The organism is Streptomyces inusitatus (genome assembly GCF_014651115.1).
Classification (GTDB): Bacteria; Actinomycetota; Actinomycetes; order Streptomycetales; family Streptomycetaceae; genus Streptomyces; species Streptomyces amakusaensis.
In genome coordinates this window covers 82,209-99,836 of record NZ_BMWG01000018.1, presented here as the reverse complement: position 1 = coordinate 99,836, position 17,628 = coordinate 82,209, and the positions used below count along the sequence as shown (strand labels likewise).

Annotated in this window: 15 protein-coding genes and 1 pseudogene; 8 read left to right on the top strand and 8 right to left on the bottom strand. The window is 72.0% G+C overall.

Going from position 1 to position 17,628, the window contains the following annotated elements; all coding sequences use genetic code 11:
- The first annotated feature begins 2 nt into the window (after window positions 1–2).
- Complete coding sequence (locus tag IE247_RS24165) at window positions 3–719, top strand: thioesterase II family protein (protein WP_190125358.1); 717 nt, start codon at window positions 3–5, stop codon at window positions 717–719.
- 22 nt (window positions 720–741) lie between these two features.
- Here IE247_RS24165 and IE247_RS24160 read toward each other — a convergent pair whose 3' ends face one another.
- Entirely contained in the window at window positions 742–1,725 is a 984-nt protein-coding gene (locus IE247_RS24160) for a sigma-70 family RNA polymerase sigma factor (RefSeq protein ID WP_190125357.1), read from the bottom strand.
- Between the two features lie 204 nt (window positions 1,726–1,929).
- On the opposite strand from IE247_RS24160, the gene IE247_RS24155 reads away from it, so the two are divergent.
- A complete protein-coding gene (locus IE247_RS24155) occupies window positions 1,930–3,516 on the top strand; it encodes an MFS transporter (protein ID WP_190125356.1) in 1,587 nt (528 codons plus the stop codon).
- A gap of 82 nt (window positions 3,517–3,598) precedes the next feature.
- Here the strand turns inward: IE247_RS24155 and IE247_RS24150 are convergent, their stop codons facing one another.
- The gene (locus tag IE247_RS24150; protein WP_229869307.1) at window positions 3,599–3,961 is read right to left on the bottom strand and encodes a putative quinol monooxygenase; all 363 of its coding nucleotides are present in this window, start codon (window positions 3,959–3,961) and stop codon (window positions 3,599–3,601) included.
- A gap of 232 nt (window positions 3,962–4,193) precedes the next feature.
- On the opposite strand from IE247_RS24150, the gene IE247_RS24145 reads away from it, so the two are divergent.
- From IE247_RS24145 to IE247_RS24135, 4 genes and pseudogenes are all read left to right on the top strand, one after another.
- Window positions 4,194–4,637 (top strand): winged helix-turn-helix transcriptional regulator, encoded by a 444-nt coding sequence (locus tag IE247_RS24145; protein WP_190125355.1) that lies wholly within the window; start codon window positions 4,194–4,196, stop codon window positions 4,635–4,637.
- A gap of 118 nt (window positions 4,638–4,755) precedes the next feature.
- Window positions 4,756–5,271, top strand: a complete 516-nt coding sequence (locus IE247_RS24140; RefSeq protein ID WP_190125354.1) for a hypothetical protein — start codon at window positions 4,756–4,758, stop codon at window positions 5,269–5,271.
- A 224-nt stretch (window positions 5,272–5,495) separates the two neighbouring features.
- A pseudogene (locus IE247_RS35050) lies at window positions 5,496–5,552 on the top strand (hypothetical protein); the annotation flags it as partial.
- Between the two features lie 306 nt (window positions 5,553–5,858).
- Complete coding sequence (locus IE247_RS24135; RefSeq protein ID WP_190125353.1) at window positions 5,859–6,503, top strand: alpha/beta fold hydrolase; 645 nt, start codon at window positions 5,859–5,861, stop codon at window positions 6,501–6,503.
- Here IE247_RS24135 and IE247_RS24130 read toward each other — a convergent pair whose 3' ends face one another.
- The 4 genes from IE247_RS24130 to IE247_RS24115 all read right to left on the bottom strand — a co-directional run bounded on the left by IE247_RS24130 (window position 6,504) and on the right by IE247_RS24115 (window position 12,464).
- Complete coding sequence (locus tag IE247_RS24130) at window positions 6,504–7,781, bottom strand: MFS transporter (RefSeq protein WP_190125352.1); 1,278 nt, start codon at window positions 7,779–7,781, stop codon at window positions 6,504–6,506.
- 81 nt (window positions 7,782–7,862) lie between these two features.
- A complete protein-coding gene (locus tag IE247_RS24125; protein WP_190125351.1) occupies window positions 7,863–8,393 on the bottom strand; it encodes a carboxymuconolactone decarboxylase family protein in 531 nt (176 codons plus the stop codon).
- Window positions 8,394–8,410: 17 nt separating this feature from the next.
- Window positions 8,411–9,238, bottom strand: coding sequence for a DUF8832 domain-containing protein (locus IE247_RS24120; RefSeq protein ID WP_190125350.1), 828 nt, complete (start codon window positions 9,236–9,238; stop codon window positions 8,411–8,413).
- Between the two features lie 661 nt (window positions 9,239–9,899).
- Window positions 9,900–12,464, bottom strand: coding sequence for an SdrD B-like domain-containing protein (locus IE247_RS24115; protein ID WP_190125349.1), 2,565 nt, complete (start codon window positions 12,462–12,464; stop codon window positions 9,900–9,902).
- A 292-nt stretch (window positions 12,465–12,756) separates the two neighbouring features.
- Here IE247_RS24115 and IE247_RS24110 point away from each other — a divergent pair, with 292 nt between their 5' ends.
- On the top strand, window positions 12,757–13,494 hold the full coding sequence (locus IE247_RS24110; protein ID WP_229869323.1) for a hypothetical protein: 738 nt from the start codon (window positions 12,757–12,759) through the stop codon (window positions 13,492–13,494).
- 7 nt (window positions 13,495–13,501) lie between these two features.
- Here IE247_RS24110 and IE247_RS24105 read toward each other — a convergent pair whose 3' ends face one another.
- Window positions 13,502–14,848 (bottom strand): right-handed parallel beta-helix repeat-containing protein, encoded by a 1,347-nt coding sequence (locus IE247_RS24105; protein ID WP_190125348.1) that lies wholly within the window; start codon window positions 14,846–14,848, stop codon window positions 13,502–13,504.
- A gap of 112 nt (window positions 14,849–14,960) precedes the next feature.
- Between IE247_RS24105 and IE247_RS24100 the strand changes: the two genes are divergently transcribed.
- Window positions 14,961–16,118, top strand: a complete 1,158-nt coding sequence (locus tag IE247_RS24100; protein ID WP_190125347.1) for a Dyp-type peroxidase — start codon at window positions 14,961–14,963, stop codon at window positions 16,116–16,118.
- Between the two features lie 71 nt (window positions 16,119–16,189).
- On the opposite strand, the gene IE247_RS24095 is transcribed toward IE247_RS24100, so the two are convergent.
- Window positions 16,190–17,557, bottom strand: coding sequence for an L-serine ammonia-lyase (locus tag IE247_RS24095; protein WP_190125346.1), 1,368 nt, complete (start codon window positions 17,555–17,557; stop codon window positions 16,190–16,192).
- Between the last annotated feature and the right edge of the window lie 71 nt (window positions 17,558–17,628).

Below are 17,628 nucleotides of genomic sequence, written 5' to 3'. Positions count from 1 at the left end.
TGATGAGGATCTTCTGCCTGCCGCACGCCGGAGGCTCCGCCGCCCGTCTCGCCGCCACCCTCGCCCCCTGGATCGAAGGGGCCCGGCCGGAACCGCTGGAGCCCTCGGGCCGGGGCGAGCGCTGGCGCGAACCCCCCTGCCCCGACTGGCCCACCGCCTGCCACGACCTCGCCGAGCGGCTGACCGCCCTGACCGGCAGCGGCGAGCCCTACGGCCTCCTCGGGCACAGCCTCGGCGCGCTCTACGCCCATGAACTGGCCGTACGGGCACAGGACCGCGCCCGGCCGCCCGCCCTGCTGATCGTCACCGGCCGCAGACCCCCGCACGAGAGCCTCCGCGCCGTCCCGCACACCGCCGAGCTGCCCGAGCTGTCCGACGAGGAGCTGTACGCCCGGGTCGTCGCCCTCGGCGGCGCACCCGCCCGGGGCGCGGGCCCCCTCACGTACCGGATGTTCCTGCCCGTCCTCCGCGGCGACCTCCGGATCGCCGACGCCTACCGCCCGGTGCCCCAGAAGCCGCTGTCCTGCCCGCTCCTCGCGCTGCACGGCACGGACGACCCGCTGGCCCCCGGCGGCCCGATGCGCGGCTGGCGCGGGCGCACCACCGGGGAGTTCGCCCTGCGCCAGGTGCCGGGAGGGCACTTCTTCCCGTACCGCGCCCCCGCCGGGACCGGCGCGGCCGTCGGCCGCTTCCTCGCCCGGATCCCCGACGGCGCGTGAGGCCAGGGGCCCGTCCCGCCGATCACTCCGGCAGTGTCTCCGGGAGGCCGAAGACCGGGAACAGCCGCAGATCGAAGAACATGGTCATCGCCCCGATGCGGCCCCGGTCCAGGCTGAGGACCTGTATCGCCGACGCGTGGTGCCGGCCGTCCTCCCCGCGCAGATACGTCGCGAACGCGGGCTGCCCATTGGCCCGGGTGGGCAGAAGCCGCAGCTCCCCGGCCCGGGTCGGGCACTGGGTCGCCAGATGCCGGCCGATCGTGTCGACCCCCCGGTACCAGGCGGTGAACGGAGGCATCTCCCAGGTGGCGTCCGCGTGGAACAGCGCCGTGATCCCCGGGACGTCATGGTTCTCGAAGGCGTCGACATAGCGGTCGAGCAACTGCCTCTGATCCTGGTCGTCCGGCTCGGCGAGCTGCTCCTCGCGCGGGGCGATGCGGTCGAGCTGCGCCCGGGTCCGCTGAAGCACGCTGTTGACGGCCACGGACGTGGTGTCCAGGATCTCCGCCACCTCCGAAGCCCGCAGCCCCATCACATCCCGCAGGATCAGCACGGTCCGCTGCCGGGGCGGCAGATGCTGGAGCGCGGCGATGAACGCCAGCCGGGTGCTCTGCCGGTGCAGCACGATCGAGGCCGGATCCCCGCCGACCCCGGCCGCCGAGTCCGGCAGCGGCTGGAGCCAGGGCACGTCGGACCGCTCGGCGGCGGCGGGCGAACCCGGCTCGGGGTCCGGCCCGCCCAGATCGCGCGGCAGCGGCCGGCGGCCCCGGGTCTCCAGCGCGGTCAGACAGGCATGCGTGGCGATCCGGAACAGCCAGGACCGCACCGAGGAGCGGCCCTCGAAGCGGTCGTACGCCCGCCAGGCGCGCAGATATGTCTCCTGTACCAGGTCCTCCGCGTCGTGCACCGACCCGAGCATCCGGTAACAGTGCGCGAACAGGGCGCTCCGGAACGGGTCGGTCACCCGAGGGAACTCATCGGCGACTGTGCTGGTGGGCACCGCCATGGCCTCTCCCATCTGCCCGTTGTGCTCATCGTTCCTGTCCGCCGACTCTAGGCGACCGGACCCCCCGCCGTCCGCCCTCAGGGTTGCGGAAGAGCCACGGATCCGACCGGATTCGGGAGAAGTTCGCGCCGACCCGATGAAAACCCGCTTCGGCGACGGTCTGTAGTGGTGAGTGGCTGTCATGAAGCGGAAGGAAGTTCAAGGATGAGCGACGTGCCCAAGGCGGGACGGCGTGAGTGGGCCGGGCTGGCCGTACTGGCTCTGCCCACCATGTTGCTGTCGATGGATATCAGCGTCCTGTATCTGGCTCTGCCGAGCCTGGGCGCGGATCTCGGAGCGGGGAGCACCCAGCAGCTCTGGATCATGGACATCTACGGGTTCCTGCTCGCCGGGTTCCTGGTCACGATGGGAACCCTCGGCGACCGCATCGGCCGCCGGAAGCTGCTGCTGATCGGCGCGGCGGCCTTCGGCATCGCCTCCGTCGCCGCCGCGTACTCCACCAGCCCGGAGATGCTGATCGTCACCCGGGCCCTGCTCGGCGTCGCCGGGGCGACCCTGATGCCGTCCACCCTCGCGCTGATCAGCAATATGTTCGCGGACGCGGGCCAGCGCGGAGCCGCCATCGCCGTGTGGGCGATGTGCATGATGGCGGGCGGCGCGCTGGGACCGGTGGTCGGCGGTGTGCTGCTGGAGCAGTTCTGGTGGGGCTCGGTCTTCCTGATGGGCGTGCCCATCATGCTGCTCCTCCTGGTGACGGGCCCGGTGCTGCTGCCGGAGTTCCGGGACGAGGAGGCCGGCGGCCTCGATCTGGTCAGCGTGGTCCTCTCCCTGGCGGCCGTGCTCCCCGTCATCTACGGCTTCAAGGAGCTGGCGGCCGAGGGCCTGGCCGGCGGAGCGCTCCCCTGGATCGCGATGGTCGTGGGCCTGGTCGCCGGAGCGGTGTTCCTCCGCAGGCAGGGGCGGATCGACAATCCGATCCTGGACGTCAAGCTCTTCCACAACCGCGCCTTCGCCGCGGCGCTCGGCATCATGCTCTTCGGCGGAGCCGCCCTGGGCGGCACCTTCCTGCTGGTGAGCCAGTACGTGCAGTCCGTCGAGGGGCTGTCGCCCGCGGCCGCCGGCTGGTGGCTGGTGCCGGTGGGCGTCTCCATCGCCATCGGCGCGATGGTGTCCCCCGCCATCGCCCAGAAGGTGCGCCCCGGGACCACGATCGCGGTGGGCCTCGCCCTGTCCGTGGTCGGCTTCATCATGCTCACCCAGGTGGACGCGGGCAGCGGTCTCGGCCTGCTGGTCCCGGGCATCGCGGTGATCTACTTCGGAGCCGGGCCCGCCGTGGCCCTCGGCGTCGACCTGGTGGTCGGCTCCGCCCCGCCGGAGAAGGCCGGCTCGGCCGCCTCCATGTCGGAGACCAGCAACCACCTCGGCATCGCCATGGGCATCGCGGCCTTCGGCAGCATCGGCTCGGCCGTCTACCACTCCGAGGTCGTCGTGCCCGAGAGCCTTCGCGGCGAGGCCGCGGAAGCCGCCGGGGAGAGCGTGGCCGGAGCCGTGGCCGCCGCCGACGGACTCGCCCAGGGCGGAGCCGCCCTGCTCGACTCCGCCAGAGAGGCCTTCACCTCCGGAATGCACATGGCCGCCATCGTGGGCGCGGTGCTCTTCGGCAGCCTGGCCCTGCTCGCGGCCGTCGCCCTGCGCGAAGCGCCCCCGCTGGGCGCGGCGAAGAAGGACGACGCGGAATCGGACGCCGGCGGCGGCGCGCCGCAGAGCGTCCCGGCCGCGGCCCGGGACTGACCGGGACCGGCACCCGACGCCGAAGCGGGCCCTCGCGATCGCGCGAGGGCCCGCTCGGGCGTAGCTTCTCCCGGGCCGTGGCTCAGGGAGCTTCCTTCGCGGAGATCCGGTAACGCCAGACGTCCGCGCCCAGGATTTCGGCGTTCTGCTCGTCGTCGGGACCCGAACCACGGAACTTCATGAGCTGTTCGTCCGATTCCCAGCGCTCATAGACATTGATACGACCGGGGTCGATCGGGTCGGGCGAGAGGGCGAAATCAAGACACCCGTCCGCCGCCCGGGCCTGCTCGATGACCGAATGACAGCCACTGATGTATTCCTCCCGCTTGTCCGCGGCCACACTGAGGTATCCGGAAACGATGATCACAGCGGTATTCCCTCTCGTCGCGCATTCATAACTGCCCTGCTGGGAACGAACATTACCCAACATCACTGCCACCTGCATGAGTTGAGGAAAAGCGCCGGGAAACGCCCCCTCCTGAAGGAGCGGACAGTACCGCGGGACCCGCGGGCGGCCGGTCCCGGCGAGGTGACGGGCTCCGGAGCCCTCGGCCGGGACGGGACCTGTCGGCCATATCGAGCCATCGCCGCGGGCGGCGAGGCCGTAGTATCGGCAGGCGGCGAAAATTCCGGGACAGTACTGCCAGAGAAGCCGAACTGCCCCTAAAATCGACCAAATGCTGAGACGTACTTACGACGGTCAGGACTGTTCGCTGGCGCGGACCCTGGAAGTGGTCGGCGAACGGTGGACCCTTCTCATCATTCGCTCGGCGCTGCTCGGCACCACCCGGTTCGACGGATTCCTCGACCATCTGGAAATCGCCAGAACCGTTCTGACCAACCGCCTCGGCCGCCTGGTGGAACACGGCGTCATGGAGCGCGTCCCCTACCAGGAGCGCCCCCCGCGGTACGAGTACCGGTTGACCCGCATGGGCCGCGATCTCGCCCGGGCCGTCCTCGTCCTCATGCAGTGGGGCGACCGCCACCTCCCCTCCGAACACGGCCCCCGCCGCCGCGCCGAACACCTCGGCTGCGAAGGCCCCGTCGTCGTCCTCCCCCACTGCGCCACCTGCGACACCCCCATCCCCGACGACGAGGTCCAGGTCCGCCCCCTCCGCTGAACCCCCGGCCCCGCGCCGCCCTGTCACAGACCGGTCCCGACACCCGGTGATACGCCATCGGCCGCCACACCTCCTGCCACCCTGGCACCACATACGCCAGACGACGACCGGGGGACGGATGCCGACCACGACGGACAGCCCGAGGGACTGGTTCGACCTCACCTTGTTCACCGTGCTGTGGCTCGCCCTCCTGGCAGGCGCCACCGGAATGGGCATGGCCGTCGTGGCCCCCATCGAACTGGGCGTGGAGACCCGCTCCTACGCCAACGGCGGCAGCATCCACCTCGCCGACGGCCCCCACCAGCACTGGTACGCCATCGGCATCACCCTGGGGGTCCTCTGGCTCTGCGGCCTGGGCGCGTACTTCCGCCACTGCTTCGGCGAAGATCACCCCTTCATCACCGCGGCAGCCCTCACTCACATCCCCATCGGCGCCGGCATCAGCGCCACCGTCCTCCACCACCTGGGCCACGGCGACGAACGCGCCGCCGCCTCCGCCTCCCTGGCCACCGGCGGCCTGGTCCTCGCCCTCATCCTCTGGCTCGCCACCCGCGCGAAGTGGAACGCCCAGGAGCGCCGACGACAGACGCGGACCGCCGCGAACAGCGGGCCGGCCGCCCGGGGCCGCCGCTGAGGCCCCGCCGGACGGAACCCCGTCACGGCCGAGGAGTCGACCCTCATGCTCACCCGCTCACACACCACCCGGGCCGACGAAGACCCGGGCGGTGCTCCTCGCGGAGGCGGTAGTGGGCCCTGTCGGCGAATGGCCGCGCTCCAGCGCAGCTCCAGCGCATCGAGGCCGTCACCCGACTGCCCGGCGAGGGCGAGGACGAGAACGGCCCCGAACCGGACCGCCCTGTGCCGCGCCCCGGCGGCGAACGCCGGTGCGTGGCCATCGCGCGGGCCCTCCTGCCCAGACCCCGGCTGCTGCTCCTGGACGAGCCCACCTCCCGGCTGGACGCCGCCAACGAGGCGGCGCTCACCCGCACCGTCGAGCGGCTCTCCGCCGAGTGCACCCCTGCTGGTCATCGCCCACCGGCCCTCCGCCATCCGCGCGGCCGACTCCGTGGTGCTCCTGGAGTCCGGCCGGGTGACGGCGGTCGGCATCCCGGAGGAGATGGGACGGGGCAGACCAGAGGTACCAGAGGGGGGTATACCCTGGAGAGGTTGTCAATACCCCCTCAGGGTATTGGTGCGCCGGGAGACACCCAAGGGGTTCGTATGCGCGACTTCGTCTATCACGGCAGCGACGGCTGCCGGCTGCACGCCACCGTGCTGGGCCAGGGGCCCGCGCTGATCCTGCTGCACGGCGGCGGGGCGGATCGCCGGGGGCTGCTGCCTCTGGCGCGGCTGCTCGCCGAGGGCCTCACGGTCGTCCTGGCCGAGGTGCGCGGCCACGGCCGCTCGGTGTGCGCCTGCCGCACTCGCCGCGCCCGGGCCCGGTACGCCGGGGATGTCGACGCGCTGCTGGACCGGCTCGGCCTTCGCCGGGCCGCGGTGGGCGGTACGGGCGCGGGCGGAGCGGTGGCGCTGCGGGTGGCCGCCGCCCGCCCGGAGCGCGTCCGGGCCGCACTCGTCATCGGCCGGGAGGGCCGGGACGGCCGGGGCTCCGCACGGCTGAGCGATCTGGCCGCGATCACCGTGCCGACCCTGGTCGTCGCCGACGCCGGCTCCCCACGGCTCGGAGCGCTGTCCGCCCGGGCGGCCCGCGCCCTGCCCCACGGCCATCTGGCGCGGGTGCCCCTGACCGCCGGGGGCCCGGTACCCGCCCTGGCCTCGGCGGTCTGGGACTTCCTCGTCACGCATCTGACGCTGCACGCGGCCGCGCCGGGCCGCCCCGGGCATCGGCCGGCCTGCCACGGATAGCTACGCGGCCTTGGCCAGGGTGGACCTGTCCGTCCGGGGCACGGCCGCCGGGCCGGGCGCCGTGGGTCCGGTCGCGGCCCGCCGTCCGTCGTGGCGAGGCCACAGGAGGAGAGCGCCGAGGGTGCCCGCCCCGGCGAGGGCCGCGAGGACGGTCCAGGCGAGGGGGAGACCGGCGCTCGTGCCGAGCTGCCCCGCGATGGGGTAGGTGATCAGCCAGGCCAGATGCGACAGGGAGAACTGGGCCGCGAAGGCCCCGGGGATCGCGTTCGGCTCGACGGAGGCGCGCAGGACCTGGCCGGTCGGTGTGATGACCAGCGCCATGCCGACGCCGATCACGGCCCAGACGACCGCCGTACCGGTCCACGCGGCCGGACCGGCCGCGATGAGAGCCGCCGCGGCGACCGTGCCGCCGACGAGGACCGCGGCGCCGGTCATCATGACGGTGCGGGCGGCGATCCGGTCGAGTACGCGGGGCAGCGCGAGAGCGGCCAGCAGGGTTCCGCCGCCGGAGGCGGCGAGCATCCACGCCACGTCCGACTGCGAGCCGCCGAGACGGTCACGGACGTGGTTGACGGTGTTGACGACGACGATCGATCCCGCCGCCGCGACCACGAGATTGAGCGCCATGACGCCACGCAGCCGCGGTGTCCGGAGGAATGTCCTGATCCCCGCCGCCGCCTTGTCCCACGCCCGGGTGTGGGCGCTGGGCCGGGCGTCGGGGACGCGCGCCGACAGCACGAGCAGACCGGAGAGGAGGAAGCCGGCGGAGGTGCCGAGGAACAGCAGGTCGAAGCTTATGAACGCCAGGGCGACCGCTGCCAGTACGGGGCTGAGCAGGCTCTCCATGGTGGAGGCGACCTGGGAGGCGGACAGGGCGCGCGTGTAGTCGGACTCATCGGTGACGATGTCCGGGATGACGGCCTGGAACGTCGGGGTGAACGCCGCCGACGCGGCCTGGAGCAGGCCGATCAGTACGTAGATGTGCCAGATCTCGCTGACGAGCGGCAGCGCCAGGACCACGGCCCCGCGCACCACGTCGAGGAGGACCAGGAAGGTTCTTCTGGGGAAGCGGTCCACGTACGCGGCGGTGAGGGGAGCTATGACCACGTACATGACCATCTTCACGGTCAGGGCGGTGCCGAGGACCGTGCCGGCGCGCGGGCCCGCGAGGTCGTAGGCGAGCAGTCCGAGGGCCACGGTCGTCAGCCCGGTGCCGAACAGGGCGATGATCTGGGCGCTGAACAGGCGGCGGTAGTCGCGGATGGCGAACAGGCTCATGGCGTGTTCCTTCTGTGTCCGTGCGGCGGGGCACGGCCTCGGGCCGGAGGCCGTGCCCCGCGGCGGGGGGCCTGGATCCCTCTACGCATCGGTGCCGCTCTCCGGTGTGAGCCCGGCGAGCAGGTTGAAGGCACCGGTGAGGATGTTGAGCGCGACGACGCCGACGACATCGGCTGTCGCGCGGTCGCTGTAGCCGTACTCGCGCAGTGCGGCGATCTGCTCGTCGGTGATCGACGTCGGCTCGCGGTAGATCTGGAGGGCGAGGGTGACGATCGCCGCGATCGCGGGATCGGCCGAGGTGCCCGCACGGGCCCGCTCGATCTCCTCCTCGTCCACTCCCAGCGCGCGGGCGGCGCTCACATGCGCGTCGAGACAGAGCCCGCAGCCCTGCCGGACCTGGATCGCGATCGAGATCCGCTCGCTGATCCGGCGGTCGAGTCTGGCTCGTCCCATGGCCCGGCTGAGCTGGAGATAGCCGCCCAGAACGGCGGGTGAGTGCGCCATCGTGGAGACCATGTCGCCCACTTGGCCGTGGCGCGAGACCAGTTCGGCGAGAAGGTCGCGCGAGGCGCCGACCGCCGTGTCGGGCGTGAGTCGGTTCAGACGGGGCATGACGGTCCCTCCCGGGGTCAGTGGTGGTGGCCTGTGTGCCCGTGCCCGTGCCCGTGCCCGTGCCCCGACGCGGCCCGGGCGGCCCGCACCGTGAACTCCGCCGTCCGCACCACGCCGTCGTGCTGGAAGTCCAGGTAGAGCCGGTAGGTCCCGCCCGACGGCGCGGCGGCCATGAAGGTGATCCCGGGCCCCGGCTCGGTGCTGCCGTCACCGGGCTCCCCCTCCGGGTGGACATGCAGATAACCCAGGTCGCCGACCCGCAGCGCCACCAGGTGCCCGTACGCCTCCAGATAGGGCTCCAGATCCGTGACGGGCCGCCCCTCCCGGCTGACGGTGAGCGTCAGATCGCTCGCCTCACCGGGCACGAGTTCCCCGTCGAGAGTCACGGTGTACTCACCGACCCGAGCGGTCCGCGTCTCCTCGGGAAGCGGCCGCGGGTCGTACTGCCCGGCCACCGAGACATCGATCCCCAGCGTCATGGTCCCGCCGTGCCCGGCCGGGTGGATGTCCGCGAAGAACCTCCAGTCCCCCGGCTCCAGAGCCACCTCGACGCTCCAGGTGCCCTTCTCGTCCATCACCGGATGCACATGCTGAAAACCGGCCGTGTCGCGCCGGACCGCGATGAGATGCAACCTCTTCCCGTGCTCGGCCGTGAACTCCGTGACCGGCTCCCCGTCGGGACCGGTCACCCGGAAAGCGACCGTCTGCGTCCCCGCCGGAAGGATCGTCGAATCGAACCCGAGGGTGTACCCGTCCTCGGAGACCGAAAGCCCACCCGGACGGGCTCCGCCGTGGCCGCTGTGGCCGCCGTGGCTGGTCATGTCGTGACCGGAAGTGCTGTTCATCGTCTCTCCACCCGCGTGATGCGCGCCGCGCGGCGCGTCTTATGGCGTTGCCCGTAGCCGGACACCTGCCAGAACAGCATACCCCCGGGGGGTATTCCGTCAAGAGGTCTCCGACCCGTCGTGTCGTGATGAGATCCGCACCCCGCTCCGCCGCACGCGTACTGCCGCTCGGCATACCGAGCGGCCTTCCGGCGCGAGACGGGTTTCGCGGTGCGTCCTCGCCCGTGAGGTCAGTGCTGTGGGCGGCGCTGGACGGGAAGTCGGCGAGCCGCCCGCGCCGGGCTGGTTCGGGTCGTTGAAGACATAGGCGTACGCGTGGGGGCGTCCCTCGCCCTCCCGCCGGCTCCGCCGTCTGCTCCGCGCGCGGCCGGGCCGTGCCGGCGGCCTGCCGGTGGTCGCGGACGATCGCGGCGGTCGTCGCCGTGGCCACTGTGAACAGCACACTCGCCACCGGGATGCGGCGGGCGGCCGGGGGCGGTCCATGGAGCACGGCCGCGTACACCGCGTCGGCGAAGACATGGCCTCGCGACGCCCCCGCCGGAGAACACGCACAGGATGCCCCCCGCGCCGTCTCCTTCTGCTGAGGCGCGGCGCAGGCCGACGGGCCGGTGCGCCGCACCGGCCCGTCGGGTGTTTCCAGATGTTCCTGGTGTTTCCGGTGTCAGTGGCGCCTTGCGCGCCGCCGGCGGGTGACGGTGACCGCTGTCGCACCCGCGCCGAGCAGCCCGGCGGCGAGGGCGACAGCGCCTCCGAGGCCGGCCATACCGGTTTCGCCGAGGGCGCCCTTGGGCGGCTGTCCTGACGCTGTTGAGGTGTTGGACGGCGTTCCTGTCGGCTGCGACGAGGAGGAGGACGAGGACGGCGACGGCGACGTGGAGTCCGTCGGTGTGGGTGTGGGTGTGGGCGTCGGGGAGGAGGAGTCCGTCGGCGTCGGTGTCGGCGATACCGGCTCCGGGATGTGCACACCGGCGTCGATCGTGTGATCGACCCCTCCTGACGTGGCCGGCGCGGTGACCGGGGCGTAGCCGTTGCAGAGCCGGCCGTCGGTCGGCGGGGTCACGTTGGAGTCATGGACCCGGTCGTCACCGACCTGCGGCAGAGTGAACCGCAGCTCGGTGGCGGCCGGTTGGCCCGGCACCTTGCTGGTGTCCGCCGTGCACACGTCGAACTGGACGGTGTACTTGGCGCCCGGTGTCAGCTCGTAGTCCGCGCCGACCCCGCCGAAGTAGTACTCGCCGGCGGCGTCGGTCGTGGTCGTGGCGACCTGCTTGCCATCGGCGTCCAGGAGGTTGATCGTCGCATCCGGCAGCAGCACGTGCCCCGGGTCCTGGATGCCGTTGCGGTCGCCGTCGTACCACACCACGTTGCCGATCTGGATCGGTGCGTTCGCCGCGGCGAACGCGATGTCGCCGAGGCCGCCGGCCTTGCCGAACCCGTTCTGGTTCGGACCGACGAACTCGTACGCGTTCTTCGCCGGGTCGTTGCCGGGGCCGAGGCCGGTGGCGACGTCGTAGTAGCCGGTTCCGTTGGTGATGACCCGGCCGGTCGGGTCCATCTGGGTGCTGACGATCCACTGCTGCTGCGGGATGTAGGCGACCGACCCCAGCGCGGATTCCTGGTGCGGCCCGGGCGAGGTCGCGGAGCCGCCGTTCGGGAAGAAGTCACCCGGGAAGTACTCGTCGACGCCGCTGGGCTGGGCCCCGTCGAGGGTCGGGCTCGTGGCGTGGTCGGGGCAGATTCCGGTGCCTTCCCAGTCGTACCCGCCGGTGGGCCTGGCGCAGGCCATGTTGATGTCACCGCCGGACATGCCGTTCTGCGGGGTGTTGTTGCCCGGGCGCGGGTCCAGCCCGCCCCAGCTCACGACGTCCATGAACCGGTCGCGGAAGCCGAGGATCAGCGAGCCGTCGCGGGCGAAGGCCATACTGGCCAGCGACGGCTGCGGATTGATCATGGCGCCGGTCACGGTGAAGGAGTCCCAGTCCTCCAGGGCGGTGTTCCAGGGGTTCCAGTGGTTGACCTGGTCGCGGCCGGAGTTGCTGGTGAACACGCTGCCGCGCTCGGCGGCCAGCGGCTGGGAGAGAACGGTGGTGAACCGGTCGCCGTCATAGGTCGCGACGACGGCCTTGAGGTCCGCGCGTTCCTGTGTGCTCTCCGCGCTGCACACTCCTCCGACGTACAGGGTGTTGTCGTGGGTGGCCAGGCCGAACGGGCGCCAGTCCTTGGACGATGCGCACCCCGGGTTGGGGATCGGCACGGTCTCCTCGGGCGCCGCGGCCGTGGGCCCGGTCGCGTCAAAGCTGATCAGGCTGCGGGTGAGCAGATTCACCGCGTACAGGGTGGAGCCGTCCTCCGACAGGGCGAGGCCGCCGATGCTCTCCTTGCCCGGTACGTCGACGAACCCGGCGTCCTTGATCAGGTTGCCGGTGTCGTGGGGCGTCTTCGTGGCGTCCGGCACCCTGGCGAAGAGCTTCGTGGCCCCGCCGTTCGCGGGCACGGTGTAGATCGCGTCGCCGCCGCCGGGCCCGTACTCGGTGTACCGCCGGGCGAACGCCGCCTGGAACAGCCGGCCGCGGTACCTGTCGTGGGCCAGTCCGTAGGTCGTGCCCACCTGGTCCTGGGTGTTGAGTACCTCCGGGCATGCCTGCTGTTCGGGACAGTTGCCGCGGGCGTTCGTCCCGAACGCCACCAGGGCCCGGGTGTCCGTCTCGCCGGGGCCGGCCTTGGCGCCGCTCTGGATCGGAACGAAGTAGCGGGAGTCGGGCAGCGCGTAGTCGGCCGGGTTCCAGACCCCGGTGGTCACCGATTCGTCCTTGCCGTCCGAGATGTCCACGAACGAGGTGAAGCTGTCGAAGTGATTCGGCGCGGTCGAGGCGGGCGCGGCCCGCAGATAGTCGCTGTAGGGTTCCGGGACGGTGACGTCGACCCGGTACCGGCCGCCGGTCAGCTCGCTCGACGGCGGCACGACGACCCTTCCGGTGGCGTCCGTGACACCGGTGACACGGACGCCCGCGGGGTCGGTGACAGTGACCCGCATTCCCCGCTGAGGCACATCCATGGTCGCGTTGATCACGCCGGTGCCGAAGAAGTCCCGCAGTACCTCGACGGTCAGGGTGCCATCGGGGGCGGCGGCTCCGGCCTGCCCGGCGCCGGTCAGGACCGTACCCGCGCCGCCCCCTGCCAGGAGCAGGCCGGACAGCCCCAATCGCACGAGAACACGTAACCGCATATCGCTCCCTTACATCGCCCCAAGCTCACGCCAATCCGGCAACTCCCGCGCAGAGAATACAGCTGATGAGACGTCACGTCCGGCGATCGTGGAGTTCGGGGTGCCTCAACGAGAGCTGTTACGATCCCGCCGCGTGCGGAGCATATGGAGCAGCGGAGCGCGGGACAGCGAGGCGCGGAGCGCCGGCGCGCGAGACATCGGCATCGACAAGCGGCGTCTCCGGGGAGGCGAGGCGACGGGCCGGCGTCGCCGATGGCCGCGATTACGGTGGGCAGCGGGCGCCGCCGTCTGTATCGCGGCCGCCGCGGCCGGCGCCGCCGTCCTGCTCGGTGACGGCGATGACGCCGTCACCCCGCGGGCGCTGACCGCGGACGAGGTGAACCGGCTGTCGGTCACGCGATTCCTCAACTACCGGGCGGGAGGACGCGCGGTGACGATCACCGTGCCGAACGTCAGCGGCGGGCTGGTCATCACCGGATCCGTCGACTACCGCACGCACACCGGTTACGGGGTGGTGCGCGGGAGGGGGCGCGACGCGTCCAGCGACGGGCTGATCCGGTGGACGGCCACCACCGTCCTCGTCCTCCCCATGGCGAAACCTCCGGCGGTCGCACCGGCCTCGCCGCCCGCGTCCGGTTGGTACAGCCGTCCGCTGCGGACGTCCGGCATGACCCTGGACAGTGCGCTGGCCATCGTGCTCGACCTCGGCAGCGACCGGCCGGACAACGCCGCGCTGCTGCCGCAGAACGGTGCCGCCTGGGTCGGGCGGGAGCGGGTGCGCGGCCATCGGACGGACATCATGAACGGTCCGCGTGCCGAGGCTGATGCCAGTACGGGTACGGGTGCCGGTGCCGGCACGGGCACCGACGCCGGTACGTCACGGACGGTGCGCTATTGGATCGGCTCGGACGGCACCATGCACCGGGTGGAGATCGGTATCGCCTCCGCGCCGCAGCCGGTGGTCTTCGACTTCGGCACCCGGAAGTACGTCCCCGTCCGGCCGCTGCCGGGAGCCACACCGACGCCGTAGCCGCCGCTCATGAGGCCCGCACCCGCGCGCTGCCGGCGAGCAGCGACGGCGACGGCAGAGCGATGTCCGCGATGGCGGGCAGCGCCGGAGTGTCCGGCACGACGGTGGCCCCGGCCGTGCCGGTCCCCGGGAGCTCGGGCTGGGGGCCGGGCGCGGCCACGTCGGTGAAGGGGATGCCGGCGGGTGCCGCCGGGCTCCGCCAACTGCCGGAGGGCGTGGTCGACGTGGCGGGGACCGGGCAGGACGCGCTGGACGCGAGTCCCGCCGGCACGGTCGTCCGAAGCTTGTTCCCTTCCAGGCAGTTGCCCTGTCCCCGGGTGGTGGTGGGGAACGTCCAGCCGATGTCGACGCCGTTGGCGTCGAAGGTGTTGTCCGTGATCCGGTTGCGGTCCGCCGTCAGATCGGCGGTCGCGGTGATCACAAGCCCGGCGTTGGTATTGCCGGTGACCCGGTTGCGGATGATCCGGTTGTCGCTGCCGCCGTCGATGCCGATGCCGATGCCCCAGCCGCCGTCGGCCTGTTCGGGGGTCTGCCGCTGCTGGTTGTCCGCGATCAGGTTGCCCGCGATGACGGCGTCGCGCTGCGGGAGCAGTTTCTCCTGGTGGTCGGAGTTGGTGGTCAGTCCGACGCGGTTGCCGACCAGACGGTTGCCGACCACATACATGTCACCACCGGCGTTGGTGCCCTCGTAACCGACCGCGTTGAGTTCGGAGACGTTGTCCCGCACCACGATCCGGCACGGCCTGCACTGGCCGACATAGATCCCCGAGTCGGCCCCGCCCGAGGTGTAGGAGCGCTCGATGACCCCATTCCGCGCGGAGAACGCATAGATGCCGTAGAGGCCGTTACGGGTCGCCGTCACATGCGACACCAGGAACGACTTCAGGAGGCGCACCGGCTCGTCACCGGTGTCGTAGCCGCCGCTCCCCGGCAGTCCGGCGACCGCCGCCGCCGAACCGGTGACCAGCACCCCGTTGTGCGTGTTGTTCCGCACGGTCAGGTTCTCCACGGCCACCCCGGGCGCCGCGACGACCACACCGTTCGGCCGCCGCACCTGCCCGTCGATGACGACCCCGGCCCGGGACTCGCCCCGCAGAGTGATGCGCTCCGTGTCGATCCGCACCGACTCGCGGTACACACCCGGAGCCACCAGCACCAGGTCACCGGGCCGGGCCAGAGACACCGCGCCCGAGATCGTCGGGGCGTCACCTGGCACCCGGATCGTCACCCGCGCGCCGTCCGGCCGTCGGCCCTCGCCCGATCCATCACCGCCGCCGCCACCGTCGCCGCAGCCGGTCACCAGCGTCAGTGCGCCCAGGGCGGCCGTCATCACGCGAAGAGCCAGTCGAGACATGATCCCAGTCTGGCACGGCGTCGAGCCCTCCCGCCGGAATGCCGAACTCACTCTCGCGGCAATGAGGTTGAGCGAGGCGAAAGCGCATCCAGGTGTGGCACTGTTACCCATCATGCATCGCGCCGATCAGCCCCCATCGCGCCGCGCGTTCCTCGACATCACCGGCACCACGGTGGCCGCCGGTCTCCTCGCCGGGTGCTCAGGGGACTCCGACCGGCCCGACCGGCCCGCCTCTTCCGCGTCGGCCACACCTGCGCCGGTCCCGGCGACGGGCCGGCATCAGGCCGGCGTGACGCTTCCCCGGGCGGCCCAGTCCCACCTGCTGGCCCTCGTGGCCGACCTCGACGCCACAGTGGCCCCCGGCCCGCTGCTCGCTGAACTCGGCGAGGCCATCCGCACCCTCACAGCCGGGTCCGACCCACGGCTGCTGGGCCTGTCCCCGGGCGATGTGACCGTGACCGTCGGCGTGGGTCCACGGCTGGTACGGACGGTCGGCGCCGCACTGCCCGGCGCGGCCGACCTCCCGCGGTTCTCCCGCGAACGGATCGCCCCGCGGGCGCGCGGCGGTGATCTGCTGATACAGATCTGCGCCGGCGACGCCCTGCTTGTGCCGGTCGTCGCCGCCGCACTCCTGGACCAGGCCGGCGACCGCGTCCGGGAGCGCTGGCGGCAGTACGGACGCCGGGGTACGGAGGTGCCCGTGGCCGAGGGCCGCACCGCACCGCGCAACGTGCTCGGTTTCATCGACGGCATCGTGGGCCCGCACACCACCGCCGAGCGGGAACGCGACCTCTGGCTGCCCGGACCCCCCGCGGTCGCCGGCGGCACCCTGGCCGTACTGCGGCGCATGGAACTCGACCTGACACGCTTCGCCGCCCTCTCCGTCGCCGAGCAGGAAGCGATCTTCGGCCGCCGCCGAGCCGGCGGCGCCCCCCTCTCCGGCGGCAGCGTCGCCTCGGCCCCGGCACTCGGCGCCAAGACGCCCGACGGGCGCTATCTCATTCCGGCGGACGCCCACGTACGCCGGGCGAACCCCACCGTGGTCGGCGTCGGCCATATGCTCCGCCGTTCCTACAGCATCGACGATCCCGCCCCCGGCCTGCTCTTCATCAGCTTCCAGAACGACCTGCGGACCTTCACCGCCACACTCGCCCGCATGGACACCTCCGACGCGCTGCTGCCCTTCACCACCACGACCGCCGGCGCGACCTTCCTGATCCTCCCCGGCCACGGCCCGCGACGCCCGCTCGGCTCCGCTCTGTTCGGCTGACCCGTGAACGCCGCCTGTGGCGTTCACGGTCCTGACCGCGCCGAAAGACAGGGCCTTCGGTGGCAGCGGCCTCAGCACTCGATGATGTTCACCGCCAGCCCGCCCCGCGCCGTCTCCTTGTACTTGACCGACATGTCCGCGCCGGTCTCCTTCATCGTCTTGATGACCTTGTCGAGGGAGACCTTGTGGCTGCCGTCGCCGCGCATCGCCATCTTGGCGGCGGTCACGGCTTTGACGGCGGCCATGCCGTTGCGCTCGATGCAGGGGATCTGGACGAGGCCGCCGACGGGGTCGCAGGTGAGGCCGAGGTTGTGTTCCATGCCGATCTCGGCGGCGTTCTCGACCTGTTCGGGGGTGCCGCCGAGGACCTCGGCGAGGGCGCCGGCGGCCATGGAGCAGGCGGAGCCGACTTCGCCCTGGCAGCCGACCTCGGCGCCGGAGATGGAGGCGTTCTCCTTGAAGAGCATGCCGATGGCGCCGGCGGAGAGGAGGAAGCGGACGACGCCGTCGTCGTCGGCGCCGGGGACGAAGTTCATGTAGTAGTGGAGGACGGCGGGGATGATGCCGGCGGCGCCGTTGGTGGGGGCGGTCACGACGCGGCCGCCGGCGGCGTTCTCCTCGTTGACGGCCATGGCGTAGAGGGTGATCCACTCCATGGCGCGGGCCAGCGGGTCGCCCTCGGCGCGGAGCTGGCGGGCGGAGTTGGCGGCGCGGCGGCGGACCTTGAGGCCGCCGGGGAGGATGCCCTCGCGGGCCATGCCGCGGGAGACGCAGGCCTGCATGACGCGCCAGATCTCCAGGAGGCCGGCGCGGATCTCGTCCTCGGTACGCCAGGCCTTCTCGTTCTCCAGCATGAGGGAGGAGATGGAGAGGCCGGTCTCGCGGGCCAGCCGGAGCAGCTCGTCACCGGTGCGGAAAGGATACTTCAGCACGGTGTCGTCGAGCTTGATCCGGTCTTCGCCGACGGCGTCCTCGTCGACGACGAATCCGCCGCCGACCGAGTAGTAGGTCTTCTCCAGGATGCTCGCGCCCTCGGCGTCGTACGCGAAGACGGTCATGCCGTTGGCGTGGTACGGCAGGGTCTTGCGGCGGTGGAGCACCAGGTCGCGGTCGAAGTCGAAGCCGATCTCGTGGGTGCCGAGCAGGCCGAGTCGGCCGGACTGCTTGATCTGTTCGACCTGGTCGTCGGCGCTCTCCACGTCGACGGTGCGCGGGGAGCCGCCGGTGAGGCCGAGCAGGACGGCCTTGGGGGTGCCGTGGCCGTGGCCGGTCGCGCCGAGGGAGCCGTACAGTTCCGCGCGGACGGAGGCGGTGCGCTCCAGCAGGCCTTCGTTCTTGAGCCGCCGGGCGAACATACGGGCCGCGCGCATCGGGCCGACCGTGTGCGAGCTGGAGGGGCCGATGCCGACCGAGAACAGGTCGAAGACCGAGATGGCCACGGGGTGACTCCTAGGAGGTTGGTAGACGCCGTTGTCTGCCAGGTGACTCGGCGGCGCGAAGCGCCTTGTGC